General features: G+C 64.2%; 24 protein-coding genes. 15 read left to right on the top strand and 9 right to left on the bottom strand.

What is annotated here, in order from left to right; genetic code table 11:
* Window positions 1–301 precede the first annotated feature (301 nt).
* The 11 genes from rpoE to pdxJ all read left to right on the top strand — a co-directional run bounded on the left by rpoE (window position 302) and on the right by pdxJ (window position 10,514).
* Window positions 302–883 carry an RNA polymerase sigma factor RpoE/AlgU gene (gene rpoE / locus DNK34_RS21260; protein ID WP_013792331.1) on the top strand — a complete coding sequence of 194 codons (582 nt, stop codon included), beginning with the start codon at window positions 302–304 and terminating at the stop codon, window positions 881–883.
* 31 nt (window positions 884–914) lie between these two features.
* Window positions 915–1,508, top strand: a complete 594-nt coding sequence (locus DNK34_RS21255) for a sigma-E factor negative regulatory protein (protein ID WP_131177186.1) — start codon at window positions 915–917, stop codon at window positions 1,506–1,508.
* Between the two features lie 8 nt (window positions 1,509–1,516).
* The gene (locus DNK34_RS21250) at window positions 1,517–2,470 is read left to right on the top strand and encodes a MucB/RseB C-terminal domain-containing protein (protein WP_131177185.1); all 954 of its coding nucleotides are present in this window, start codon (window positions 1,517–1,519) and stop codon (window positions 2,468–2,470) included.
* Window positions 2,471–2,582: 112 nt separating this feature from the next.
* Complete coding sequence (locus DNK34_RS21245; protein ID WP_131177184.1) at window positions 2,583–4,010, top strand: DegQ family serine endoprotease; 1,428 nt, start codon at window positions 2,583–2,585, stop codon at window positions 4,008–4,010.
* 301 nt (window positions 4,011–4,311) lie between these two features.
* Entirely contained in the window at window positions 4,312–6,111 is a 1,800-nt protein-coding gene (gene lepA / locus DNK34_RS21240) for a translation elongation factor 4 (protein WP_131177183.1), read from the top strand.
* Between the two features lie 5 nt (window positions 6,112–6,116).
* Entirely contained in the window at window positions 6,117–6,971 is an 855-nt protein-coding gene (gene lepB, locus DNK34_RS21235) for a signal peptidase I (RefSeq protein ID WP_131177182.1), read from the top strand.
* 105 nt (window positions 6,972–7,076) lie between these two features.
* The gene (locus tag DNK34_RS21230; RefSeq protein ID WP_131177181.1) at window positions 7,077–7,454 is read left to right on the top strand and encodes a DUF4845 domain-containing protein; all 378 of its coding nucleotides are present in this window, start codon (window positions 7,077–7,079) and stop codon (window positions 7,452–7,454) included.
* On the top strand, window positions 7,451–8,140 hold the full coding sequence (gene rnc, locus DNK34_RS21225; RefSeq protein WP_131177180.1) for a ribonuclease III: 690 nt from the start codon (window positions 7,451–7,453) through the stop codon (window positions 8,138–8,140). The genes DNK34_RS21230 and rnc overlap by 4 nt, the downstream gene beginning before the upstream one ends.
* The gene (era, locus tag DNK34_RS21220) at window positions 8,133–9,035 is read left to right on the top strand and encodes a GTPase Era (protein WP_131177179.1); all 903 of its coding nucleotides are present in this window, start codon (window positions 8,133–8,135) and stop codon (window positions 9,033–9,035) included. The genes rnc and era overlap by 8 nt, the downstream gene beginning before the upstream one ends.
* A gap of 47 nt (window positions 9,036–9,082) precedes the next feature.
* Window positions 9,083–9,781 carry a DNA repair protein RecO gene (recO, locus tag DNK34_RS21215; protein WP_131177178.1) on the top strand — a complete coding sequence of 233 codons (699 nt, stop codon included), beginning with the start codon at window positions 9,083–9,085 and terminating at the stop codon, window positions 9,779–9,781.
* A complete protein-coding gene (pdxJ, locus tag DNK34_RS21210; RefSeq protein ID WP_131177177.1) occupies window positions 9,774–10,514 on the top strand; it encodes a pyridoxine 5'-phosphate synthase in 741 nt (246 codons plus the stop codon). Before recO ends, pdxJ begins: the two co-directional genes overlap by 8 nt.
* A 3-nt stretch (window positions 10,515–10,517) precedes the next feature.
* Here the strand turns inward: pdxJ and DNK34_RS21205 are convergent, their stop codons facing one another.
* Window positions 10,518–11,420, bottom strand: a complete 903-nt coding sequence (locus tag DNK34_RS21205) for a LysR substrate-binding domain-containing protein (RefSeq protein ID WP_131177176.1) — start codon at window positions 11,418–11,420, stop codon at window positions 10,518–10,520.
* Between the two features lie 133 nt (window positions 11,421–11,553).
* On the opposite strand from DNK34_RS21205, the gene DNK34_RS21200 reads away from it, so the two are divergent.
* A complete protein-coding gene (locus tag DNK34_RS21200) occupies window positions 11,554–11,823 on the top strand; it encodes a hypothetical protein (protein ID WP_131177175.1) in 270 nt (89 codons plus the stop codon).
* Window positions 11,824–12,429: 606 nt separating this feature from the next.
* Here the strand turns inward: DNK34_RS21200 and cmoB are convergent.
* The 5 genes from cmoB to DNK34_RS21170 form a co-directional block, all read right to left on the bottom strand.
* Window positions 12,430–13,398, bottom strand: coding sequence for a tRNA 5-methoxyuridine(34)/uridine 5-oxyacetic acid(34) synthase CmoB (cmoB, locus tag DNK34_RS21195; RefSeq protein ID WP_131177174.1), 969 nt, complete (start codon window positions 13,396–13,398; stop codon window positions 12,430–12,432).
* Window positions 13,395–14,138: a carboxy-S-adenosyl-L-methionine synthase CmoA gene (gene cmoA / locus DNK34_RS21190; protein ID WP_131177173.1), complete on the bottom strand. Its 744-nt coding sequence runs from the start codon at window positions 14,136–14,138 to the stop codon at window positions 13,395–13,397. Before cmoA ends, cmoB begins: the two co-directional genes overlap by 4 nt.
* A gap of 455 nt (window positions 14,139–14,593) precedes the next feature.
* Entirely contained in the window at window positions 14,594–14,986 is a 393-nt protein-coding gene (locus DNK34_RS21180; protein ID WP_131177171.1) for a protease inhibitor I42 family protein, read from the bottom strand.
* A gap of 110 nt (window positions 14,987–15,096) precedes the next feature.
* Window positions 15,097–15,837, bottom strand: a complete 741-nt coding sequence (locus tag DNK34_RS21175) for a glutathione S-transferase family protein (protein ID WP_207390753.1) — start codon at window positions 15,835–15,837, stop codon at window positions 15,097–15,099.
* Between the two features lie 156 nt (window positions 15,838–15,993).
* On the bottom strand, window positions 15,994–16,779 hold the full coding sequence (locus DNK34_RS21170; RefSeq protein WP_131177169.1) for a helix-turn-helix transcriptional regulator: 786 nt from the start codon (window positions 16,777–16,779) through the stop codon (window positions 15,994–15,996).
* A 213-nt stretch (window positions 16,780–16,992) separates the two neighbouring features.
* Here DNK34_RS21170 and DNK34_RS21165 point away from each other — a divergent pair, with 213 nt between their 5' ends.
* Complete coding sequence (locus tag DNK34_RS21165) at window positions 16,993–17,811, top strand: carbon-nitrogen hydrolase family protein (protein WP_131177168.1); 819 nt, start codon at window positions 16,993–16,995, stop codon at window positions 17,809–17,811.
* 236 nt (window positions 17,812–18,047) lie between these two features.
* On the top strand, window positions 18,048–19,370 hold the full coding sequence (locus tag DNK34_RS21160) for an APC family permease (RefSeq protein WP_131177167.1): 1,323 nt from the start codon (window positions 18,048–18,050) through the stop codon (window positions 19,368–19,370).
* An 18-nt stretch (window positions 19,371–19,388) separates the two neighbouring features.
* Here the strand turns inward: DNK34_RS21160 and metR are convergent, their stop codons facing one another.
* The gene (metR, locus tag DNK34_RS21155; protein ID WP_131177166.1) at window positions 19,389–20,309 is read right to left on the bottom strand and encodes a transcriptional regulator MetR; all 921 of its coding nucleotides are present in this window, start codon (window positions 20,307–20,309) and stop codon (window positions 19,389–19,391) included.
* 354 nt (window positions 20,310–20,663) lie between these two features.
* On the opposite strand from metR, the gene DNK34_RS21150 reads away from it, so the two are divergent.
* Entirely contained in the window at window positions 20,664–21,614 is a 951-nt protein-coding gene (locus DNK34_RS21150) for an alpha/beta fold hydrolase (protein ID WP_242675372.1), read from the top strand.
* A gap of 2 nt (window positions 21,615–21,616) precedes the next feature.
* Here the strand turns inward: DNK34_RS21150 and glpD are convergent, their stop codons facing one another.
* Window positions 21,617–23,167 (bottom strand): glycerol-3-phosphate dehydrogenase, encoded by a 1,551-nt coding sequence (gene glpD, locus DNK34_RS21145; protein WP_131177164.1) that lies wholly within the window; start codon window positions 23,165–23,167, stop codon window positions 21,617–21,619.
* Between the two features lie 263 nt (window positions 23,168–23,430).
* A complete protein-coding gene (locus tag DNK34_RS21140; protein ID WP_131177163.1) occupies window positions 23,431–24,186 on the bottom strand; it encodes a DeoR/GlpR family transcriptional regulator in 756 nt (251 codons plus the stop codon).
* Between the last annotated feature and the right edge of the window lie 696 nt (window positions 24,187–24,882).

The following is a 24,882-nucleotide window of genomic DNA, read 5'->3' as shown; positions in this document are numbered from 1 at the left end:
TAGCTCGTGGGAACTTTCTTAGTAGCCCAGGTTCTATAGGCGGTCACCCGGAGAGGGGCTGTGTCTGGAGGTCGAATAGGTTGAGAGCCACGTCAGTGGGTTTCGTTTCGGCAGGCCAGGCGATCTAAGACTATTCGCGCAGCAGGGATAGAAGCTCTGGTGCGCTGTTCCGTGCGAAACCGAAAGGGTTTTGCAGGAAGCTTGTTCGGAGGGGAGAACTTTTGCGCAAGGCTCGAGTCTATTTTGGCAGATCGATCCTCTGGCATACGCTGTCCTCCTGCGGACTCAACGAGGAGTGTTCATGCTAACCCAGGAAGAGGATCAGCAGCTGGTCGAGCGCGTTCAGCGTGGCGACAAGCGAGCGTTTGATCTGTTGGTGCTGAAGTATCAGCACAAGATTCTCGGGTTGATCGTGCGTTTCGTGCACGACACCCATGAAGCTCAGGATGTGGCGCAGGAAGCCTTCGTGAAGGCTTATCGGGCGCTGGGAAACTTTCGCGGTGATAGTGCGTTCTATACGTGGCTGTACCGGATCGCCATCAACACGGCGAAGAACCACCTGGTGTCGCGTGGTCGGCGACCGCCGGATAACGATGTAAGCGCTGAAGACGCGGAGTTCTACGATGGCGATCACGCCCTCAAGGACATCGAGTCGCCTGAGCGAGCATTGTTGCGGGATGAGATCGAAGCCACCGTGCATCGCAGCATCCAGCAATTGCCAGAAGATTTGCGTACCGCGCTAACGTTACGTGAATTCGATGGTCTGAGTTACGAAGACATTGCGAGCGTCATGCAGTGTCCGGTTGGCACCGTGCGTTCGCGAATCTTTCGGGCGCGTGAAGCCATCGACAAATCCCTGCAACCCTTGTTGCAGGAAGCCTGAGACAGCGGCGTCAGCCAAGAGAGGAACCGCTATGAGTCGTGAAGCCCTGCAGGAATCGCTGTCCGCGGTGATGGATAACGAAGCGGATGAACTGGAACTGCGGCGTGTGCTCGGTGCGAGCAATGACGTCGAATTTCGTGCTACCTGGTCGCGTTACCAGGTCGCTCGCGCGGCGATGCACAAGGATCTGCTCGAACCGCGTCTGGACATCGCAGCTGCCGTCTCCGCGGCCCTGGAAAACGATGCCGCCCCCGTTGCCGACAAGGTCGTTCGCGGCCCATGGCGCAACCTGGGTCGCATGGCCGTAGCGGCCACGGTCACCGTTGCCGTGCTGGCGGGTGTGCGTCTGTACAACCAGGACGACGTGGCTGGCGCGCAACTGGCTCAACAGCAGCAGAACCAGCCATCCATCGCCCTGCCGCAAATGCAGGGGCCGGCCATGTTGGCAGGTTTCAATACCTCTACCGATCAGCCCGAAGTGGAAACCGTTTCCGCCGAAGGCGAGCAGGGCTGGCATGAGCAGCGTCTGCCGGAGTACCTGCGCCAGCATGCCCAGCAGTCCGCGCCCGGTGCGGCAGAGAATGCGCTGCCATTCGCCCGCTCTGCGAGTCTGGAAGATCGTTAAGGACGCGTATGCGCTTCATACCCGTCACATCCCTGGTGCTCGGCAGCTGTCTGGCCTTTCCGGCCATGGCTGCCGATGCTCAGGCCTGGTTGCAGCGACTCGGCAACGCCGAGCGTAACCAGAGTTTTCAAGGCACCTTCGTCTACGAACGCAACGGCAACTTCTCTACACACAGCATCTGGCGCCAGGTGGAGCCGAGCGGCGGTGTGCGCGAGCGCCTGTTGCAACTCGATGGGGCGCCCCAGGAAATCCTCAGGGTCGACGGTCAGGCGCAGTGTGTCAGTGGCTCGCTGTCGGAACAGGTTGCCGATACCCAGGCCTGGCCGGCCCATGAACTGAACGCCCAGCAATTGGCCGAATGGTACGAGTTGCGTGTCATCGGCGAATCGCGGGTGGCAGGGCGTTCCGCGGTCGTGCTGGGGCTCTCGCCCCGTGACCAGCATCGCTATGGCGTCGAGCTGCATCTGGATCGCGATACCGGCCTGCCGCTAAAGTCGCTGCTGGTCAACGACAAGGGCGTGCTGCTCGAGCGTTTTCAGTTCACTCAACTGGATACCACCCAGGCTCCGTCCGCTGCGGTTTTGCAGCCCACGGCCGATTGCAACCCGATTCGCCTGGTGAAATCCGAACGCGCCCAGCCCGAACCGTGGCGATCCGACTGGATTCCGCCGGGCTTCACCCTGAGCGCCGTCACCCAGCGCCGTAGTCCAGCCTCTGCCGATACGGTCGACTGTCTGATCTACGACGATGGGCTGGCGCGTTTTTCCGTTTTCCTCGAACCCCTGCATGACGCTGCCGTTGCCGATGCGCGCAGCCAGTTGGGGCCGACTGTCGCGGTATCCCGGCGTCTGTCGACCGCCGAGGGCGACGTGATGGTGACCGTGGTTGGAGAGATACCGCTGGGCACGGCGGAACGCGTCGCCTTGTCGATGCGTACGGACGAAGTGCATGCAACGCCATAAGGATCGACGATAACGATCAAGGTCGATGGGTGCCGCTGTATCGTCATATGCTGTTTTCGCTGATAGTTCAGCGGAGCTTTGGTTCGTTCTGGATGGGGAAAGCTGTATGTCGATGCCTAGCCTGAAATCGTATGCCGCTGCGATATTCGCAGTGTTCCTGTTGGGGCAGTCGCTTGCCGCGCATGCGCAACTGCCTGACTTCACGCCGCTGGTCGAGGCGGCCTCGCCGGCCGTCGTCAATATCAGTACCCGACAGAAAGTGCCGGATGCGGTAGCGGGCGGCGGTCTGGCTGTGCCGGATCTGGAAGGCCTGCCGCCGATGTTCCGCGAGTTCTTCGAGCGCAACATTCCCCAGGTGCCGCGTTCGCCCGGTGGCGGTGGTCGCCAGCGCGAGGCCCAGTCCCTGGGCTCGGGCTTCATCATCTCCAAGGATGGCTACATCCTCACCAACAACCATGTGGTGGCGGATGCCGACGAGATCATCGTGCGTCTTTCCGACCGCAGCGAGCTGGAAGCCAAGCTGGTCGGTACCGACCCGCGCAGCGATGTGGCGCTGCTCAAGGTCGAGGGCGACAATCTGCCGACCGTCAAGCTGGGCAACTCCGATAACCTGAAAGTCGGCGAATGGGTGCTGGCCATCGGTTCGCCGTTCGGTTTCGATCACTCGGTGACCGCCGGTATCGTCAGCGCCAAGGGGCGTAGCCTGCCCAACGAGAGCTATGTGCCGTTCATCCAGACCGACGTGGCGATCAACCCGGGCAACTCCGGCGGTCCGCTGTTCAATCTGGACGGCGAGGTGGTGGGGATCAACTCGCAGATCTTCACCCGCTCCGGTGGCTTCATGGGGCTGTCGTTCGCCATTCCGATGAGTGTGGCGATGGATGTCGCCGATCAGCTGAAAGAGGGTGGCAAGGTCAACCGTGGCTGGCTCGGGGTGGTGATCCAGGAAGTGAACAAGGATCTGGCCGAGTCGTTCGGGCTGGACAAGCCGGCTGGCGCCCTGGTCGCCCAGGTGCTCGAGGATGGCCCGGCAGCCAGGGGTGGCCTGCAGGTCGGTGACGTGATCCTCAGCCTGGATGGCAAGCCGATCATCATGTCCGCGGATCTGCCCCATCTGGTCGGTGGCTTGAAGCCGGGCACCCAGGCTGAGCTGGTCATCGTGCGCGAGGGCTCGCGCAAGACCCTGAAACTGGCCGTCGGCGCCATGCCGGAAGAGGGCGATACCGCCACGGAAACCGCTACGCCGGGTGTCGAGCGCAGCAGTAATCGCCTGGGCGTGAAGGTCATCGAGTTGACCGCCGAGCAGAAGAAGAACCTCGACCTGAAAGGTGGCGTGGTCATCCGCGAGGTTCAGGATGGACCGGCGGCGCTGATCGGTCTGCGTCCGGGTGACGTGATCACGCACCTGAACAACCAGGCGATCAGTTCGGCGAAGAACTTCACCGAAGTCGCCCAGGCACTGCCGAAGAACCGTTCGGTATCCATGCGCGTTCTGCGTCAGGGGCGTGCCAGCTTCATCACCTTCAAGCTGGCTGAGTAGGCTTGGCCGAGTAACGGTCCGGGTGTAAAAAGGGGCGATGAGATCGCCCCTTTTTTAATGTCGCGCCATCTGGGTGCGCTGCCGATCAACCGTCAAAAAACTGCCCTATCCCCAAGGGCGAGGGGTGAACAGCGATAGCCTTTGTTTCGGCCCGGGCATTTTTTTGTTTCCGTGCATGGCAAGGGTGGCTAAATAGCGAATCCCGACGTCGGCCTCGACGTGACGTAGAGGGCGCCACTCGGTTAAACTTCGCGGCTATTTTCGGCGGGCAGTCGCCTGCGGCCTTTTCGAGTGTTGTCCTGTGAGTGACCTGAGTCATATCCGCAATTTTTCCATCATTGCCCACATTGACCACGGCAAGTCGACGCTGGCTGACCGTTTCATTCAGATGTGCGGCGGCCTGGCCGCTCGTGAGATGGAGGCCCAGGTTCTCGACTCCATGGACCTGGAGCGTGAGCGTGGCATCACCATCAAGGCCCACAGCGTCACCCTGTACTACAAGGCGCAGGATGGCATCACCTACCAGCTGAATTTCATCGACACGCCGGGCCACGTCGACTTCACCTACGAAGTCAGCCGCTCCCTGGCCGCTTGCGAGGGCGCGCTGCTGGTGGTCGATGCCGGTCAGGGCGTCGAGGCGCAGTCGGTCGCCAACTGCTACACCGCCATCGAGCAGGGCCTCGAGGTCATGCCGGTGCTGAACAAGATGGATCTGCCCCAGGCCGATCCGGACCGGGTCAAGGACGAGATCGAGAAGATCATCGGCATCGATGCCACCGACGCCGTGGCCTGCAGCGCCAAGAGCGGCATGGGCGTCGATGAGGTGCTCGAGCGCCTGGTGCAGACCATTCCGGCGCCAACCGGCGAGATCGACGCGCCGCTGCAGGCGCTGATCATCGATTCCTGGTTCGACAACTACCTGGGCGTCGTCTCCCTGGTGCGCGTGCGTCACGGGCGGGTGAAGAAGGGCGACAAGATCCTGGTCAAGTCCACCGGCAAGGTGCACCTGGTCGACAGCGTCGGCGTGTTCAACCCCAAGCATACCGCCACCGCCGATCTGAAGGCCGGTGAGGTGGGCTTCATCATCGCCAGCATCAAGGACATCCACGGCGCGCCGGTGGGCGACACCCTGACCCTGAACTCCACGCCCGACGTGGAAATGCTGCCCGGTTTCAAGCGTATCCAGCCGCAGGTGTATGCCGGTCTGTTCCCGGTCAGCTCCGATGATTTCGAGGATTTCCGCGATGCCCTGCAGAAGCTGACCCTCAACGATTCGTCGCTGCAATATCTGCCGGAAAGCTCCGATGCCCTGGGCTTCGGCTTCCGCTGCGGCTTCCTCGGCATGCTGCACATGGAAATCATCCAGGAGCGCCTGGAGCGCGAGTACGACCTGGATCTGATCACCACCGCGCCGAGCGTGATTTTCGAGGTGGTGCTCAAGAACGGCGAGACGATCTACGTCGACAACCCGTCCAAGCTGCCGGATGTCTCTTCGGTCGAGGACTTCCGCGAGCCGATCGTGCAGGCCACCATCCTGGTGCCCCAGGAGCACCTGGGCAACGTCATCACCCTGTGCATCGAGAAGCGTGGCGTGCAGCGCGACATGCAATTCCTCGGGACCCAGGTTCAGGTACGTTACGACCTGCCGATGAACGAAGTGGTACTCGACTTCTTCGATCGCCTGAAGTCCACCAGCCGTGGCTACGCCTCCCTGGATTACCATTTCGATCGCTACCAGTCGGCCAATCTGGTCAAGCTGGACGTGCTGATCAACGGCGACAAGGTTGATGCCCTGGCCCTGATCGTGCATAAGGATAATGCCCACTACAAAGGTCGGGCGTTGACCGAGAAGATGAAAGAGTTGATTCCTCGGCAGATGTTCGATGTCGCGATCCAGGCCGCCATTGGCGGGCAGATCGTCGCACGCACCACTGTCAAGGCGCTGAGAAAGAACGTTCTGGCCAAATGCTACGGCGGTGACGTAAGCCGCAAGCGCAAGCTGTTGGAAAAGCAGAAGGCCGGTAAGAAACGCATGAAGCAAGTGGGTAACGTGGAGATTCCACAGGAAGCCTTCCTTGCCGTACTCAGGTTGGATAGCTAGGTCTTATGTCATTTAATTTTCCGTTGTTGCTGGTCATCGCCGTCGCCGTGTGCGGCGCGCTGGCCCTGTTCGATCTGGTATTTCTGGCTCCACGCCGTCGTGCGGCGATTGCCAGCTATCAGGGCCAGGTCGGCGAAGCCGACGACGCCGTGGTCGAGAAACTGAACAAGGAACCCTTGCTGGTCGAGTACGGCAAGTCGTTCTTTCCGGTGCTGGCCATCGTGCTGGTGCTGCGTTCCTTTCTGGTCGAGCCGTTCCAGATCCCGTCCGGCTCGATGATCCCGACCCTGGAAGTGGGCGATTTCATCCTGGTCAACAAGTTCGCCTATGGCATCCGCCTGCCGGTGCTGGATACCAAGGTGATCGAGGTCGGTGATCCGCAGCGTGGCGATGTCATGGTGTTCCGCTACCCCAGCGATCCGAACATCAACTACATCAAGCGGGTCATCGGCCTGCCGGGCGACCATGTGCGCTACAGCAGCGACAAGCGCCTGTTCGTCAACGAGCAGCCGGTGGCCGAGCAACTGATCGGCGAGGAACCCGGCAGCCTGGGCAGCGCCACGCTGTACAGCGAGCGCCTGGGCGAGGTGGAGCACCGCATCCGCAAGGAAATGAACCGCTACCGCGCCGAGCCCGGCAAGGAGTGGACGATTCCGCAGGGCCATTACTTCATGATGGGCGACAACCGCGACAACTCCAACGACAGCCGCTACTGGAACGACCCGAGCATTCCCAAGGATGTGCTGGGCATGGTTCCCGACCGCAATATCGTCGGCAAGGCGTTCGCCATCTGGATGAGCTGGCCGGACCCGAAGTTGAGCAACCTGCCGAACTTCTCGCGCGTCGGTCTCATTCACTGACCGATGAAGATTTTGCGGTGCCGTTCAATACGGCGCCGTTCGCTATCTATAGTCTTGTCTTGAGCCCTGGGCTCATACCTGGACAATCGAACGATGGGGAAGAACATGACATTCGCACGCTCGCAGAAGGGCTTGTCGATTCTGAGTTGGCTGGTGGTACTGGCCGTGGTGGCGTTCTTCGCCAGTACGGCGTTCAAGGTGATCCCGCACTACCTCGATTACCTGTCGATGGAGAAGATCATCACCTCGGTGGGAACCGACAAGAGTCAGGACATCCGTACCGTGGGCGATTTCTACAGCCATGTCAGCAAGGGCATGACGGTCAACAGCATTCGTGACCTGAACCTGCAGGAGGCGCTGAAAGTGACCATCGAGAACAACGAGTTCCTGGCCCACCTGAAGTATGAAAAACGTGAAGCCCTGATCGAGAACCTCGATCTGGTGGTGCATTTCGACAAAGAATTCCGTGTGCGTAGGCCGTGAGTGTTTCGTTGACCCGTCTCGAGCGTCAGCTCGGTCATAGTTTCAAGGATCAGGATCTGATGATCCTGGCCCTGACCCACCGCAGTTTCGCCGGGCGCAACAACGAGCGCCTGGAGTTTCTCGGTGACGCCATTCTCAACTTCGTCGCCGGCGAAGCCCTGTACGAGCGCTTTCCCCAGGCCCGCGAGGGGCAGCTTTCGCGTCTGCGGGCACGCCTGGTCAAGGGCGAGACGCTGGCCGTGCTGGCGCGTGGCTTCGACCTGGGCGAATACTTGCGTCTGGGTTCCGGCGAGCTGAAAAGCGGCGGCTTTCGTCGCGACTCGATCCTGGCCGATGCCCTCGAGGCGCTGATCGGGGCGATCTACCTGGATGCCGGCATCGACGTCGCCCGTCAGCGCGTGCTGGCCTGGCTGACCAATGAGCTGGACGGCCTGACCCTGGTCGATACCAACAAGGACCCCAAGACCCGCCTGCAGGAGTTTCTGCAGTCGCGTGCCTGCGAGCTGCCGCGTTACGACGTGGTGGATATCCAGGGCGAGCCGCATTGCCGGACATTCGTCGTCGAGTGTCAGGTCAACCTACTGACTGACAAGACCCTGGGCCAGGGCGCCAGCCGCCGCATCGCCGAGCAGGTGGCCGCGGCGGCTGCCCTGATTGCCCTGGGTGTGGAGAATGGGCATGACTGATTCACCTGCAACACGCTGTGGCTATGTCGCCATCGTCGGCCGGCCCAACGTGGGCAAGTCGACGCTGCTCAACCACATCCTCGGGCAGAAGCTGGCGATCACCTCGCGCAAGCCACAGACCACCCGCCACAACATGCTCGGGATCAAGACCGAAGGCGAGGTGCAGGCGATCTACGTCGATACCCCCGGCTTGCACAAGAACGGCGAGAAAGCGCTCAACCGCTACATGAACAAGAATGCCTCGGCGGCCCTCAAGGACGTCGACGTGGTGATCTTCGTGGTCGACCGTACCCGCTGGACCGATGAGGACCAGATGGTGCTCGAGCGCGTGCAGTACGTGCAGGGCCCGGTGATCCTGGCGATCAACAAGACCGATCGCCTGGAGGACAAGGCCGAGCTGATGCCGCACCTGGAGTGGCTGGCCACGCAACTGCCCAATGCCGAGATCGTGCCGGTCTCGGCGCAGCAGGGGCACAACCTCGACACCCTGGAGAAGCTGGTCGGCGAGCGCCTGCCCGAGGGTGTGCATTTCTTCCCCGAGGATCAGGTGACCGACCGCTCCAGCCGCTTCTTCGCCGCCGAACTGGTGCGCGAGAAGATCATGCGCCAGCTCGGCGCCGAGCTGCCGTACCAGATCACCGTGGAGATCGAGGAGTTCAAGCGCGACGGACGCATCCTGCACATCCATGCGCTGATCCTGGTCGAGCGCGACGGACAGAAGAAGATCATCATCGGCGAGAAGGGCGAGCGCATCAAACGCATCGGCCAGGATGCGCGCAAGGACATGGAGGTGATGTTCGACTCCAAGGTCATGCTCAACCTCTGGGTCAAGGTCAAAGGCGGCTGGTCCGATGACGAGCGCGCCCTGCGCTCGCTGGGCTACGACGATATCTGAGGGCTTCGGCCCCGAGGCCGTGGCCTCATCATCACGGGTAACCGAGCATGCTACCGGCCAGCCAGCCCGCTTATGTCCTGCACAGCCGTGCCTACCGGGAAAGCAGCGCGCTGGTGGATTTCCTCACCCCGCAAGGGCGTTTGCGCGCGGTGTTGCGCGGCGCCCGCGGCAAGGCCGGCAGCCTGGCCCGGCCGTTCATTCCTCTGGAACTGGAAACCCGCGGGCGTGGCGAGCTGAAGAACGTCGCCCGGCTCGACGCCGCCGGTATTCCCAACCTGCTCGGCGGTGAAGCGTTGTTCAGCGGCCTGTACCTGAACGAGCTGCTGATTCGCCTGCTGCCGGCCGAAGACCCCCATCCCGCCGTGTTCGAGCATTACGCCATGACCGTTGCCGCCCTGGCCCAGGGCCGAGCGCTGGAGCCCTTGCTGCGCGCCTTCGAATGGCGTCTGCTGGACGAGCTGGGCTATGGTTTCGCCCTCGACTGCGATCTGCAGGGCACGCCGGTGGTGGCCGAAGGACTGTACCGCCTGCAGGCCGACAGCGGTCTGCAGCCCATCGGTCATTGGCAGCCCGGCGCCTTCCTCGGTACCGAGTTGCTGGCCATGGCCGAAGCGGACTGGACGGCGCCCGGCGCCCTGGCTGCCGCCAAGCGCCTGATGCGTCAGGCGCTCGCTCCTCATCTGGGCGGCCGACCGCTGGTCAGCCGCGAATTGTTCATGACGCTCAAGGAGCCGACCCGTGACTGAAGCCAAGCGTGTTTTGCTGGGCGTGAATATCGACCATGTGGCGACCCTGCGCCAGGCCCGGGGCACCCGTTATCCCGACCCGGTGAAGGCGGCGCTGGACGCCGAAGAGGCGGGTGCCGACGGCATCACCGTGCACCTGCGCGAAGACCGCCGGCATATCCAGGAGCGCGACGTACGCCTGCTCAAGGAGGTGCTGCAGACGCGCATGAACTTCGAGATGGGCGTGACCGACTTCATGCTCGATTTCGCCGAAGAGATCCGTCCCGAGCATGTCTGCCTGGTGCCGGAAACCCGCCAGGAGCTGACCACCGAAGGCGGCCTGGACGTGGCCGGGCAGGAAGCGCGCATCGCTGCCGCCGTGCAGCGCCTGGCCGCCATCGGCTGCGAGGTGTCGCTGTTCATCGACGCCGATCCACGGCAGATCGAGGCCAGCAAGCGGGCCGGCGCCCCTGCCATCGAGCTGCATACCGGACGCTATGCCGATGCGCACAGCGCGCAGGACGCCGCGCTGGAGCTGCAACGTATCCGCGAGGGCGTGGCGCTGGGCCTCGAGCTGGGGCTGATCGTCAACGCCGGGCATGGCCTGCATTACCACAACGTCGAGGCGGTGGCGGCGATTCCCGGGATCAACGAGCTGAACATCGGCCACGCCCTGGTCGCTCATGCCCTGTTCGTGGGTTTCAAGGACGCCGTGCGGGAAATGCGGCAACTGATCCAGGGCGCTGCGCGGTAACGCTCAACGGTGGTTGCGGTAGGCCATCGATACCAGCGCTGCCAATGCCTCTGCCGCCGCGCCGCGGTTACTGCCGCACAGCAGCTTGATGTGGTAATCGCCCAGCGGGGGCAGCCCGTGTTCCTGCTGCGTGAGGCGGCGCAGCGGCGCCTTGACCAGGCTGGTGGGCAGCGCCGCGATGGCCAGGTCGGCGAGCAGGGCGGCCTCCTGGCCGGCGCATTGCTCGCTGGAGTAGGCGATGCGGTAGCTGCGTCCGATGCGATCGAGCGCGTCCATGGCCGCTCGTCGCCAGGCACAGCCGTTGCTCGCCAGTGCCAGGGGCAGGGGCTTGCGCTTGATCGCCAGACCGCCGTCGCGCCCGGCCCAGACCAGGGCTTCGCTGTAGACGATCTCGCCACGGGAGTCGTCCATGTCGGCGTTGCCGGCATTGAGCAGGGTCAGGTCGAGTTCGCCCGCGTCCAGGCGTTCGATCAGCTCGTAGCTGCGGCCTACGGATACCTCGACCAGAACCCCCGGATGGCTGAGGGCGAATTGCGAGAGCAGATCCGGCAGCGCCCCGACACCGATGTCGAACGGTGTACCGAGGCGCACCGTACCCGCCAGGTTCGGAACCAGGAACCGGGAAACCGCTTCTTCGTTGAGCTTGAGCAGGCGCCGCGCGTAGCCAAGCAGGATTTCGCCGTCCGTGGTCAGGCGCACACGGCGGTTCTCGCGCACGAACAGGTTACGCCCCAGGGTGTCTTCCAGGCGCTTGATCTGCTGGCTGACGGCTGCCGTGGTGCGGAACACCTGGGCCGCGGTACGGGTGAAACTGCCGCTTTCGGCAATGCCGACGAAGGTTTTCAGCACGTCGCTTTCCAGCAGGGGAAGGGCGGCGGGCAGTTCCGGGAGCGTGGCTGTGGTCATGGTTTTAGTTAAGTTTTTCTTAATCGGTGGTTAGGTATTAGTCGTTTGTCTTAACGATAGGCGCAACGCACTCTGTCGGCAAGTCACCGCCGATAACCGGCCGATGGCTGTTTTGGCCAAGGAGGAAGTGCCCATGCCTACATGCAAACACTCTGCCGCGAGCGATGACCGGGATACCCGCCCAGCGTTGCCGGCCATGCCGCCCTTGGGGCTGCTGCAATGGCTGGGAGACTGGTATTTCGCCTGGCGCTGGCGGCGCCAGATGCGCCGCCTGCTGATGCTGGAAAGCCGCGGCCTGGTCCGCCTGGGCAGCGCCCGGGAGCGGGTACGCACGGGGGCCGGCATGACGCTGCGGATGATCGCCGCGCGGCACGCCGGATGGCGCCGCAAAAGCGAAGGGTAACAGGTCGGAGGATGGTGCTCTGCGCAGGGTGGAACCCGCTTCACCGTTCCACCCGGGATGTCCCGGTCTCAGCGCGTCTGCGGATGAACACGAACCCACGTAGCCCGGGTCGAGCCTGCGACACCCGGGAGCGGGGTTCCCGGGTATCGCTCCGCTCGACCCGGGCTACGGTCTGGCGTTCGTAGGGTGAAACCCGCGTGACCGTTCCACCCGGGATGTCCCGGTCTCAGCGCGCCTGCGGATGAACACAAACCCATGTAGCCCGGGTCGAGCCTGCGACACCCGGGAGAGGGTTTCCCGGGTATCGCTCCGCTCGACCCGGGCTACGGTCTGGCGTTCGTAGGGTGAAACCCGCTTCGCCGTTCCATCATGGATGTCCCGCTCTCACCGCGTCTGCGGATGAACACAAACCCACGTAGCCCGGGTTGAGCCTGCGATACCCGGGAGCGGGTGCCCCGGGTATCGCTGCGCTCAACCCAGGCTACGGTGATGGAGGTTTTTGATACCAGAAAATCCGGGTTGTGGGTATACGGCGGTTCGCTAATACACCAGCCTTTGCTTGCAGCTTGCAGCTTGCAGCTTGCAGCTTGCAGCTTGCAGCTGCTCCTAGGGCTTGCGTGCGATCAGCACGGCGCGGCGTGGCGCTGGCAGGCCTTCGCGGGTGCGGCGGTGGTCATCGGGGTCGAGGAATTCGGGGAGCGACTGGAAGCGCATCCACTCAGTGGCCCGCTGTTCCTCGACCGAGGTGATGCTGACGTCCACGCAGCGCACGTCGACGAAGCCGGCGCGGCGCAGCCACAGCTCCAGCGCCGGCACCGAGGGCAGGAACCAGACGTTGCGCATCTGCGCATAGCGGTCTTCGGGTACCAGCACCTGTCCGGCATCGCCTTCCACCACCAGGGTTTCCAGCACCAGTTCGCCGTCCCTGACCAGGCAGTCCTTGAGGTCGAGCAGGTGGTCGATGGGCGAGCGGCGGTGATACAGCACGCCCATGGAAAACACCGTGTCGAAGCCCTGCAGCTTGCCCGGCAGCTCTTCGAAGGCCAGGGGCAGGTGCCAGGCGGGTAGCTCCGGCAGGTAGTGCTTCATCGCCAGGAACTGGCAGAGAAACAGCCAGTTGGGATCGATGCCGACCACGCTGTCGGCGCCGGCGCCGAGCATGCGCCACATGTAGTAGCCGTTGCCGCAGCCGACATCCAGCACGCGCTTGCCGGCCAGCTCCAGGTACGGCGCCACCCGCTGCCATTTCCAGTCCGAACGCCATTCGCTGTCGACGTGCACACCGAACAGGTGGAAAGGGCCTTTGCGCCACGGGATCAGGCCGCGCAGGGCGCTGTCCAGGGCGCTACGGGTGGTTTCGTCGCAGCGGCCATCGAGCTTGAAATCGCGGAGCAGGTCGATCTGCTCGGCCTCCAGTGGCGGCAGCGCTTCGACGGCCGCGTACCAGCGCTGCAGGTCGCCATGACCGATGGCCAGTTTGCCGTCGATCTGCGCCGGCAGGTCGGCGCTCCATTCCTGTAAAGGCGTGCCGGCCAGTTGCGCCTGCAAGGCGTCGAGGTCGAAGCGGCGCATCATGGCAGGGCCACCAGCGAGGCGAAATTGAGGCACTGGAACCACGGCACCACCTTGCTGAAGCCGGCGGCCAGCAGGCGTTCGCGGTGCTGCTCGAGGCTGTCGGGCAGCATGACCTTTTCGATGGCGCTGCGTTTCTGCGCGATTTCCAGTTCGCTGTAGCCGTTGGCGCGCTTGAAGGCGATGTGCAGGTCGCCGAGCAGTTCATGCTGCTGGTCGTCCTCGAAGCGCAGTTTTTCCGAAAGGATCAGCGCGCCGCCGGGCAGCAATGCCTGGCGGATACGGGCGAGCAGCAGCTGGCGCTGGGCCGGTTCGATGAACTGCAGGGTGAAGTTCAGCGCCACCAGCGAGGTCGGCAGGAAGTCCATGGCGAGGATGTCGGCCTCGATCACCTCGACCGCGAGCAGTTCCTGGAACATCGCGTCCTGGGCATGCAGGTACTCACGGCAGCGCTCGACCATGGCCTGGGAGTTGTCCACGGCGATCACCCGGCAGTCTTGCAATTGCACGTGACGGCGCAGGGCCTGGGTCACGGCGCCCAGCGAGCTGCCCAGGTCGTAGAGCACGCTGTGCGGCTGGGCGAACTGGCCGGCGAGCACGCCGATGTTCTCGACGATGGTCGGGTAACCGGGCACCGAGCGTTTGATCATGTCCGGGAACACCCGCACCACGTCCTCGTTGAAGACGAAGTCCGGGACCTGGGCCAGAGGCTGGGCGAAGAGTCGGTCGGGCTGTTTGTTCACGGCGGTTCCGCGCGGGGGACTGGAAAGCCGCGCATTTTAGCCAAGTCCGGCGATTAGCCAAACCTTGTTCGTCCGGCGTAGGAGCCCGCTTGCGGGCGAGGGAGTCCCGCCAGCGGCATTTACGCGATGGCGGTCATTCGCCGCGGCGCCTCGACACAGGCTCTTCGACCGCTGGAACGTCAACAGACCCTAGGGTCTGTTGACGTTTCACGCACGGCCGCGCCGGAGCCCGTTTTGCCGCGAGGCAAGGCACGAGCCGCGAAGTTTAGTGGGCTAAATGAGTCGGCGAGAAACGCTGCATCGCGGCAAAACGGGCCCGGCCCTGCGGGTTGCGCGGGAAATCTCGCCATGCTTCGTTGGAGGACTTGAAAATGGAACGCCATTCCCTGCGTCCTCCGCCTCGCCTGGCGAGATTTCTCGCTGCAACGCGGCTCGCGTTGAAACGGCAACAGACCCTAGCGAACACGAATCCGGCAGTCGAAGGTCTCGGCCGGTTCGGCGCTGGCATCCCAGGGCTGCGCATAAGTCAGTAGCAGCCGCGCCTCACCGCTTTCGGTCGCCTGGAAGCGCCAGGTGGAATGGCCAGCGCCGCCTACCAGGTCGGAATTTTCGGCCGCGCTGTAGACTTCCGGGCCGAGGCTCTTGAGCACCTTGGCGGCATCGTCGCGCACCGCCCAGCGATAACCGGTCGTGGGGTTGCTCGGCAGGCTGAGGATCACCTGCTGGCCCGCGTGCAGGTTGAGCGGGCATTGCGTTTGCTCCTGCACGGTGACGCTTCTGGACGGGCTCGCGCAGGCGCTCAACAAGGCTATTGCCGCGACGAGCGACAGGCTGTGGGAGGTGGTCATCAGTGGCTCCGGTGTCTGGAAAACGCTCGTCAGCATAGCCGCTGCAGGGCGGCCTGTAACCCGGGCATGGGGTCGAACGGCCGGCGGCCGATGCCGAAAGCTGTAGCGAGTCAGGGGTGTGGGTTGCGGTCTTCGTCGTAGCGGCGCATGACCCATTGGCCGGCGGGACGCTCATGCAGGTGCGCGACGAACTCGGCGCTAGCGTCGTCGTATCCGCAGACGCCGGCCCAGGGCGTGCCCGCCGGGGTGAACAGTGGCGCGAGCAGGGCCGCGGCGCTGACGTCGGCCAGGCTCAGGCGGTCGCCGACCAGGTAGCGACCGGGGTCGTTGTCGATCCGTGCTTCGATCAGCGCCAGGCAGTCGAGCAGTTCGGCCTGGGATCTGGCGACCCGTGGCGGTGTGACCCCGTAGAGGCGCTTGAGTGTGCCGATCAGCAGCGGCTTGCTCAGGTCGCGCAGGCCAAGTAGGGGAGGGTAGACGTGGAGCATGGCGTGCATCAGCGAATCCCACTGGCGTATCTGCCCGTACAGCCAGCGCCGTACGTGAACGCCGAGACGGTCGAAACGTTCTTCCAGTTCGAGCACTTCGGCGCGTTGCCGGGCATCAGCCGGTAGCAAGGGGCGCTGTGGATAGTGCTCCTCCAGATACAGGGCGATGCGGGTCGAGTCGCCGATCACCCTGTCCGCGTCGCGCAGGACCGGCAGGGTGTCGATCCCGGCGATGCGCCGGGTGGTCAGGCGGTGCAGGCCGGGGAACAGGTTGTCGACCTGGTACGCCAGGCCCTTGTGATCCAGATGCCAGCGGGTCTTTTCGCAGTAATGGGAGATCGGGAACTGGTAGAGGGTACGCATGTTCGGCCTGGTCGGTGGCAAGGGGAGGGGCATGCTGTGCGTGCCCGGCAATCGTCGGCGCCAAGGGCGTTGTTTCTGGCCCTCGGCATGGCGCCGAGCGTAGCCGTTTTCAGGCACGCTGTCAGGCGACTGGCGGGGCGTCGTTGACGAGGGTCGTCAGTCCTGCTGCGCCTGGAGGAACAGGGCGAACAGTTCGGACTGTGAGTTGATCCCCAGCTTGCCGTAGATGTGTTTGCGATGCACTTTCACCGTCTCCGTCGAAATGGCCAGTTTGCGTGCGATCTCCTTGCCCGAGCAGCCGCTGAGCATCAGCCGGGCGACGTCCAGCTCTCGCGCGGTGAGGGTGTTTTCCAGCCGGTGTCCGGCACTGCCGGGCGTTTGTGGTTGAGCCGGGCCGGGTGCCGTGCCGCGTAGCAGATCCTGCTCGAAGGCCAGACGCTGACGCATCAGGCCGCTGACCCAGGGTTGAATCAAGCCGAGCAAGGCGAGGCTCTCGGGGCTGAACAGGTGGCGTGCGCCGAGCGACAGGCAGAGGGTGTGACCGGCCTGCAGCGGTACATTGAATTGCACTTCGTCGACTACCACGTTGAGCCGGAAGTAGCGCTGGTAGTAGTCGGTTCGTTCGAAGCGCTCCGGGGCCACGTCCGCCAGATGCAGCAGTCCGCCCACGGCGCGCTCGCGACTGTCGATGTAGAAGGGATCGAGCTGATAGAGGCCCTTGAGGTAGTCCAGAAACAGGGTGTCGGGGCCGCCGTCGAGCCCTGGGCACTCGGCGAGCACCTGGGGGCGCGTGTCACTGAAGATCAGCACCACCCAACTGTCGAACGCCACGTATTGTTCCAGTATGCGTACCAGCGCCGTCCAGAAGCCGGGACGATCCAGTGCTTCGATCAGCTTGCCGACCGACTGGTGCCAGGCGATCTCCTGCAATGAAAGTCCCATGTCTACCCCCAATGGGTTAACCCACCTGCGTGATTACCGACCGCGATCCTTGTCGCCATACTCGGCACATGCCATTGCCGGCCAGCCTGGCCGAAGGATCGCGTGAGCCGATTCTGACGCCTTTACCGCCCGCTGCCCAAAAAATTGCCGGGAGCCATTTTCAGCGTCGCGCAGCGACGGCCCGAAGGGTGGGCCGCCACAACAGGAATCGTGATGAAGATCGAACTCGTACAACTGCGCGGTCGCGACGGCGATACCGCGTACAACCTGGCCAGTGCGCTACAGGCCATTGCCAATTGCGCGCCCGGCACCGACCTACTGGTGTTCCCGGAAACCCATCTGATGGGCTTCCCCACGTCCCAGACCGTCGCCGAGCTGGCCGAACCGCTGGACGGGCCGACGGTTCGGGCGGTGCAGCAGGCGGTCAGCGAGCGCAATGTCTCGGTGGCCATCGGCATGGCGGAAAACGAGGGTGGCGTCTTCTACAACACCACCTTGCTGATCACACCGGCCGGGATCGCCATGCGCTACCGCAAGACCCACCTGTGGTCATCCGACCGTGGCATTTTCACGCCGGGCGACCGTTACGTCACGGTGCCCTGGCAGGGTATCCGGGTCGGCATCCTGATCTGCTTCGATATCGAGTTCCCGGAGAGCGCCCGCGCCCTGGCACAGCTCGGCGTGGACCTGATCATTGTCACCAACGGCAACATGGACCCCTACGGCCCGACCCACCGCACGGCGATCATGGCCCGGGCCATGGAAAACCAGGCATTCGCGGTAATGGTCAACCGCGTGGGCAGTGGTGACGGTGATCTGCTCTTCGCCGGTGGCAGCTGCGCGGTCGATCCCTTCGGGCGGCTGTTGTATGAAGCCGGACGCGAGGAGTGCCGGCAGGTCGTCGAGCTCGACCTCGATCAATTACAGGCTGCCTGTAGCGATTACCGCTATCTCGAAGAGCGGCGCCTGGTGCTGCCCGGTGAGCGAATCGACTACCCGGACGGTCGCCGCGAGCTTTTGATTCCGCGTTGAGACGGAGGCCATAAAGACAAGCCGCAAGTGGAAAGCTGGGGCGCGGCGACACCCCTGTGGCCGTCAGCGACCCCGTAGGAGACCGCCCTCGGGGCGATGCGATACGGGGCCAGATTCTTTCACGCCAAGACGGAGGTCTACCTCCGCATCGATACCGGCGGTCCCCGCATCGGGGGCGTCGTTGTGTTCGCCGACTTCGGCTCTGCCATAACAATCACAACCCCGGAGTAGCCGTAATGGCCAATCTCAAACGTACACTTTCGCTAGGTTCGGTGGTGCTGTTCGGCATCGCCTACATGACCCCGATCATCGTGCTCGGCACCTTCGGCATTCTGGCCGAGGTGACCGAGGGGCGGGTGCCAGCAGCCTATGTGGCCGCCACCCTGGCCATGCTGTTCACGGCGCTGAGCTACGCGAAAATGGCCGCAGCCTTTCCCGTGGCCGGTTCCGCCTATACCTACGTGCGCAAGTCGGTCAGCCCGAAACTGGGCTTTATCGCCGGCTGGGCGGTACTGCTCGATTACCTGTTCCTGCCCATGGCCATCTGGTTGATCGGTGCGGCCTACCTGGGCTCGGCGTTTCCCGCGGTGCCGCAGGCGATCTGGATACTGGGATTCATCGTGGTGACCTCGCTGATCAACGTGGTCGGCCTGCAACTGGCCAAGACGGTCAACGGGCTGCTGATGCTGGTGCAACTGCTGGTGCTGATCGCCTTCGTCGCCCTGTGCGTGCACTACGTGGCGGGGGATGCGAGCAAGCCGCTGTGGAGCCTGGAACCCTTCTTCGACGGCAGCTTCAGCCTGCCCCTGGTGATGGGCGGCGCCGCCATCGCCTGCTATTCGTTCCTCGGTTTCGACGCGGTCAGCACCCTGACCGAGGAAACCCGCGATGCGCAGAAAACCATCCCCAGGGCGATTCTGTTGATCACCCTGATTGGCGGTCTGCTCTTCATCGTCACTTCCTACTTCGTGCAGCTCGCCCATCCCGGCGCCGTGTTCGCCAACGCCGACTCGGCGGCCTACGAGATCGCCCGCAATATCGGCGGTGATCTGTTCGTGTCGATATTCCTGATCGGCCTGATCGTCGGCCAGTTCACCTCGGGGCTGTCGGCCCAGGCCAGTGCTTCGCGCCTGCTGTTCGCCATGGGCCGTGACGGCGTGCTGCCCAGGCGCCTGTTCGGTACCCTGAGCAAGCGCTTCGGCACGCCACTGGGAAGCATCCTGCTGTGTGCCGTGGTGGCCCTGCTGGCGCTGAAGCTGGATGTGACCACCTCGACCTCGTTCATCAACTTCGGGGCATTCCTGGCGTTCTCGCTGGTCAACCTGTCGGTCATCTTCCATTACTGGATCGGCAGCCGTCGGCGCGGCGCGCGTGAGCTGATGCTGCATCTGGCGTTCCCGCTGTTCGGCATGCTGGCGACCCTGTGGCTGATGCTGAGCCTGGATCACCTGGCGATCACCCTCGGTATGTGCTGGCTGGCGCTGGGCGTGATCTACCTGGGCTGGCTGACCGCGGGCTTCCGTCGCCAGCCGCCGGAGATGCAGTTCGACGCAGCCTGAACGCCAGCGCCTCGCCCGTCACTGCCGGGCGACGCTGACGCCTTCCAGGTTGGCGAAGGAGGTGTCCTTGGCGGTGAGCAGGAAGTCGCGCATGAAGGGCGCGTCGAGCATGTCGGTGCGGATGCCGGCGTAGAGCGTGGCGAACAGCCCCTTGTCGCCCAGGCGCTTGGCGGTCACGTAGTGGCGTGAGCTGTATTCGTGCAGCGCCCAGTTGGGCAGGCCGCAGACGCCGCGACCGCTGGCCACCAGTTGCATCATCATCACCGTCAGTTCGGAGGTGCGGACCTGGGCCGGCTCGACATCGGCGGGCTCGAGGAAGCGGGTGAAGATATCCAGGCGGTCGCGTTCCACCGGGTAGGTGATCAGGGTTTCCCTGGCCAGGTCTTGCGGCAGCACGCAGGGCTTGGCGGCCAGCGGGTGCTGATTGGCCACGGCGAGCATGGCCTCGTAGGTGAACAGCGGCACATAGGTGATGCCGGCCAGTTCCAGCGGGTCGGAGGTGACCACCAGATCCAGGTCGCCACGGGCCAGGGCCGGCAGCGGCGCGAAGGAGAACCCCGAGGCCAGATCCAGCTCCACTTCCGGCCAGGCATCGCGGAACTGGTCGATGGTCGGCATCAGCCACTGGAAGCAGCTGTGGCATTCGATGGCCATGTGCAGCCGGCCCGCCGTGCCGCCGGCCAGACGCGAGAGGTCGCGCTCGGCGCCGCGCAGCAGCGGCAGCACGCTGTCGCACAGTTGCAGCAGGCGCAACCCGGCACTGGTGAAGCGCACCGGCTTGGTCTTGCGCACGAACAGCTGCATGCCCAGGCGTTCCTCCAGTTCCTTGAACTGGTGCGACAGGGCCGACTGGGTCAGGTGCAGGCGTTCCGCCGCCTCGACCAGGCTGTCGGTCTCGCGTAGCGCATGAAGGGTTTTCAAGTGGCGTATTTCGAGCATCGGGAGTCTCTGCACGGGTGGGGTTGCCCTCGTCGGGGCATAGGCGCTGAAAGATGAGCGCCTCTCATGATGCTGCAGTTTGTCCCAGCCGCTTGCCGCTGTCGAGCCGCCTGGCGGCGCCGCCAATCGATCCGTCCAGCCGATTTCATCAAACTGTCACGCTCGTGTGGCAGCGCGGCCGGGTCGATCGCTGCCACACTGGGCGCTTGGTTGGTTCATGGGTATTGGAATCGGGTTATGCGTGTCGTGTTTTTTTGTGGTCTGCCATCCCTGGCGGCCACCCTCCGGGCCGTCGCTGCGCGACGTCAAAAATGGCTCCCGGCCATTGTTTTCGTCGCACTGTCGCTGTGCGGCATGTCGTCATGGGCGACGCAGCCTTGTGACGTGGAAGGCGGCACGCAAAGCGTGCGGGTCGGCGAGGTCAGCCTGGCCTATCAGAGCATCGGGCGTGACAGCGATCCGGCGTTGCTGTTGATCATGGGCCTGGGCGGGCAGCTGATCCACTGGCCGGATGACGTGGTCACGCGCCTGTGCGAGCAGGGCTTTCGCGTCATCCGCTTCGATAACCGCGATGTCGGCCTGAGCCAGTGGGCCGATGAGCCGCCCGTGGCGAACCTGGCCTACGAGGCGCTGCGTTATCGGCTGGGGCTGTCGGTCTCGGCGCCCTATGGCCTGCGCGACATGGCCGGCGATGCGCTGGGGCTGATGGATGCCCTGGGTGTGCAGCAGTTCCATGTGCTGGGCGCCAGCATGGGCGGGATGATCGCCCAGCACGTCGCCGACATGGCGCCGCAACGGGTGCGCAGCCTGACCCTGGTGATGACCAGTTCCAGCGCCCAGGGGCTGCCGGCGCCGAGCCAGGCCCTGCTGCACCTGCTGGCCAGGCGCGAGGCGCCGAGCCGCGCAGTGGCCCTGGAGCAGCAGGCCGACCTGCTGGCCGCCCTGGGCAGCCCGACGGTGGTCGATGACCGGGCGCTGTTGCTGCGCCAGGCCGAGGTCGCTTACGATCGGGCTTTCAACCCGGCAGGCGTGGAGCGGCAGTTGCTGGCCATCCTGGCCGAGCCCAGCCGGGTCGACCTGCTCAATCGCCTGCAGGTGCCGACCCTGGTGGTGCACGGTACCGCCGACCCACTGTTGCCGGCGATGCACGGCGTGCATGTGGCCGCGCATATCCGCGGCAGCGAGCTGCGTCTGATCCCGGGGTTGGCCCATCGCCTCCAGGAGGTGTTCAAGGAGCCCTTGCTGGCCGCGGTGCTGCCCCATCTGCAGGCTCATCGCCAGGACGCGCAACTGGTGCAACTGTAGTTTCAGGCGCTGTGCGCCTGCTGCGTCTGCGGGCTGCCCGAGGTGCCGGCTTGCAGGTAGCGCTGCAGGCGGGCCTGCTGTACCGGCGAGAGGAACAGGCCGAGCTTGCTGCGGCGCCAGAGTATGTCGTCGACGCTGAGCGCCCATTCCTGTTGACGCAGATACTCCACCTCACGGGCGTACAGACCGTTGCCGAAGTGTTCGCCCAGGTCGCTCAGGCCGTCGACCCCCTCGAGCAGTTGCCAGGCACGGCTGCCATAGCAACTGGCCCAGCGTCGGGCCATGTTGCCGGGCAGCCAGCCGTGGCGAGCGCTCAGGGCTTCGACCAGGGCCTGCTGGCCCGGCATGTTCTCGCCGCCGGGCAGGGGCGCGCTGGCCGTCCAGCGCGGGCCCATGTGCTCGAAGAAGGGCGCCAACTGGCCCAGCGCCGACTCCGCCAGCTTGCGGTAGGTGGTCAGCTTGCCGCCGAACACCGACAGCAGTGGCGCGTCCTCGCCGCTGGCGGACAGTGCCAGGGTGTAGTCCCGGGTGACGGCCGAGGGCTCGTCCGATTCGTCGTCGCACAGCGGACGCACGCCGGCGAAGCTGTGCAGGATATCCGCGCGGCTGATGCTGTTGCGAAAGTGCGCGTTGACCACGTTCAGCAGGTAGTCGGTTTCCGCGTCGCTGATGCTGACTGCCGCCGGGTCGCCCTGGTACTCGCGATCCGTGGTGCCGATCAGGGTGAAACGTTCCAGGTAGGGGATGGCGAAGACGATGCGCCGGTCCTCGTTCTGCAGGATGTAGGCCTGCTCGCCATCGAACAGCCTGGGCACGATGATGTGGCTGCCCTGGATCAGGCGGATGCCATAGGGCGAGGTCTGTTTCAGGTCATCGCGGATGAAGCGCGCCACCCAGGGCCCGGCGGCGTTGACCAGCGCCCGTGCGCGGACGGAGAACAGGCTGCCGTCTTCACGTTCCAGGTGGATGTGCCACAGCCCCTTGCTGCGCCTGGCGCTGACGCAGCGGGTACGGGTATGCACGTGGGCGCCCTGTTCGCGGGCGGCCATGGCGTTGAGCACGACCAGGCGCGCATCGTCCACCCAGCAATCGGAATACTCGAAGCCGCGAGCGATTTCGGCCTTGAGCGGGCTGCCCGCGCCGAAGCGCAGCCCGCGTGAGGCCGGCAGGGTTTCGCGCTTGCCCAGGTGATCGTAGAGGAACAGACCGGCGCGGATCATCCAGGCCGGGCGCAGGTGCGGGCGGTGCGGCAGGATGAAACGCAGCGGCTTGACGATGTGCGGCGCCTTGGCCAGTAGCACTTCACGCTCGGCGAGGGCTTCGCGTACCAGACGAAATTCGTGGTGCTCCAGGTAGCGCAGGCCGCCATGGATCAGTTTGCTGCTGGCCGACGAGGTGTGCTGGGCGAGGTCGTCCTTTTCGCAAAGGAAAACGCTCAGCCCGCGTCCCGCCGCATCGCAGGCGATGCCGACCCCATTGATGCCGCCACCGACGACGGCGATATCGTAGACCTCGGCAAGAGGGTTCGCGGGCAAGGTAGTGGAACTCGGCATCGGCAGGCCTCGTATCGCTTGGATATTTGGAAACGAACATTAATGTTCGTATTTGAAAATACTAGCGCATAAGGAACGGCCTATCCAGTGCGCTTCGATTGAAAAAACTGATCGAAGCGCGCTGAAAGGAAGGTGCATGCCGAGGGATAACCCGGGCTGCTACCGGTGCGAATCGCGTCCGGGCGATCGTCCGGGATGGCCGCACGATGAAACCTGGCGCTTTCTCGTTCGAACGCGCCCGATCCAGGGCGAGGGAGAAGGGCTCAGACCACTTCGAGGCGGATCTTGTGCTGGTCGAGCAGTTGGCTCAGGGCCGGTACCGGTTGCTGGTCGGTCACCAGGCAGTCGATCAGGCTGATGGGGCCGAGGCGGATCATGGCGTTACGCCCGAACTTGCTGGAGTCGGCGGCCAGGATGACCTGCCGGGCATTGGCGATGATCGCCTGGGACACGCGCACTTCCTGATAGTCGAAGTCCAGCAGGCTGCCGTCTTCGTCGATGCCGCTGATACCGACCAGGGCGAAGTCCACCTTGAACTGGTTGATGAAGTCGACACTGGCCTGGCCCACCACGCCGCCATCGCGGCGGACGTTGCCGCCGGTGAGCAGCACGTCGAAATCGTCCTTGGCGCTGAGCATCGAGGCCACGTGCAGGTTGTTGGTGATGATCTTCAGGTGACTGTGGTTGAGCAGGGCGCGGGCAATGGATTCGGTGGTGGTGCCGATGTTGATGAACAGCGAGGCGTGGTCGGGGATCTGCGCGGCGACGGCTTCGCCGATGCGTTGTTTTTCATAGCGCATCTGGTCGGCGCGCATGGCGTAGGCGGTGTTTTCCACGCTGGAGTCATAGGCCGCGCCGCCGTGGTAGCGGCGCAGCAGGTTGGCTTCCGCCAGCTGGTTGATATCGCGGCGGATGGTTTGCGGGGTAACGGCGAACAGCTTGGCCAGTTCCTCGATGCTGACATAGCCGCGTTCACGAACCAGATCGAGGATTTGCTGCTGACGGGGAGGCAGATTCATGGGGCTTCCTTCGGGCTGCCGTGCAGAATCCGCCCATGATGCCGCACCGATCCGCTCCCTGCCAGTTGCCGACGGAACGAGCCCTTGTGCCGCGACACAGTCGGTCGCACGGTATCGACACGGGATTCAGCAATAAGCGCGCAGCATTGCCACATTCGCGTAGGAGCCACGACCTAGCGGCGAATCGTGGCCATAGCGCGTTCTTGCAGCATGGCCGCCCTCGCATCGCGGCGGGGTCGACGCTCCTACGCGGACGGTAGGCTTGCCGCTTTTCCGTAGGAGCCGCGACCTCGCGGCGAATCGTGGCCATAGCGCGTTCTTGCAGCATGGCCGCCCTCGCATCGCGCCGGGGTCGACGCTCCTACGTGGACGGTAGGCTTGCCGCTTTTCCGTAGGAGTCGCGACCTCGCGGCGAATCGTGGCCACACCGCGGTTTTGCAGCATGGCCGCCAGCGCATCGCGGCGGGGGCGACGCTCCTACGCGGACGGTAGGCTTGCCGCTTTTCTGTAGGAGCCGCGCCCTCGCGGCGAATCGTGGCCACACCGCGGTTTTGCAGCATGGCCGCCAGCGCATCGCGCCGGGGGCGACGCTCCTTGTATGTTGAGCTTGTCTGTCAACAACCATGACGGAAGCAGTTACCGGGGAGGCCGTTCGCTCCTGGAGGCACCTTGCGTGACCTCGTCTGTAGAGTGGCC

The organism is Phytopseudomonas dryadis, from assembly GCF_004327355.1.
Taxonomy (GTDB): Bacteria; Pseudomonadota; Gammaproteobacteria; order Pseudomonadales; family Pseudomonadaceae; genus Aquipseudomonas; species Aquipseudomonas dryadis.
Note: the sequence above shows the minus strand (reverse complement) of the source record. Positions and strands in the feature narration are given on the sequence as shown.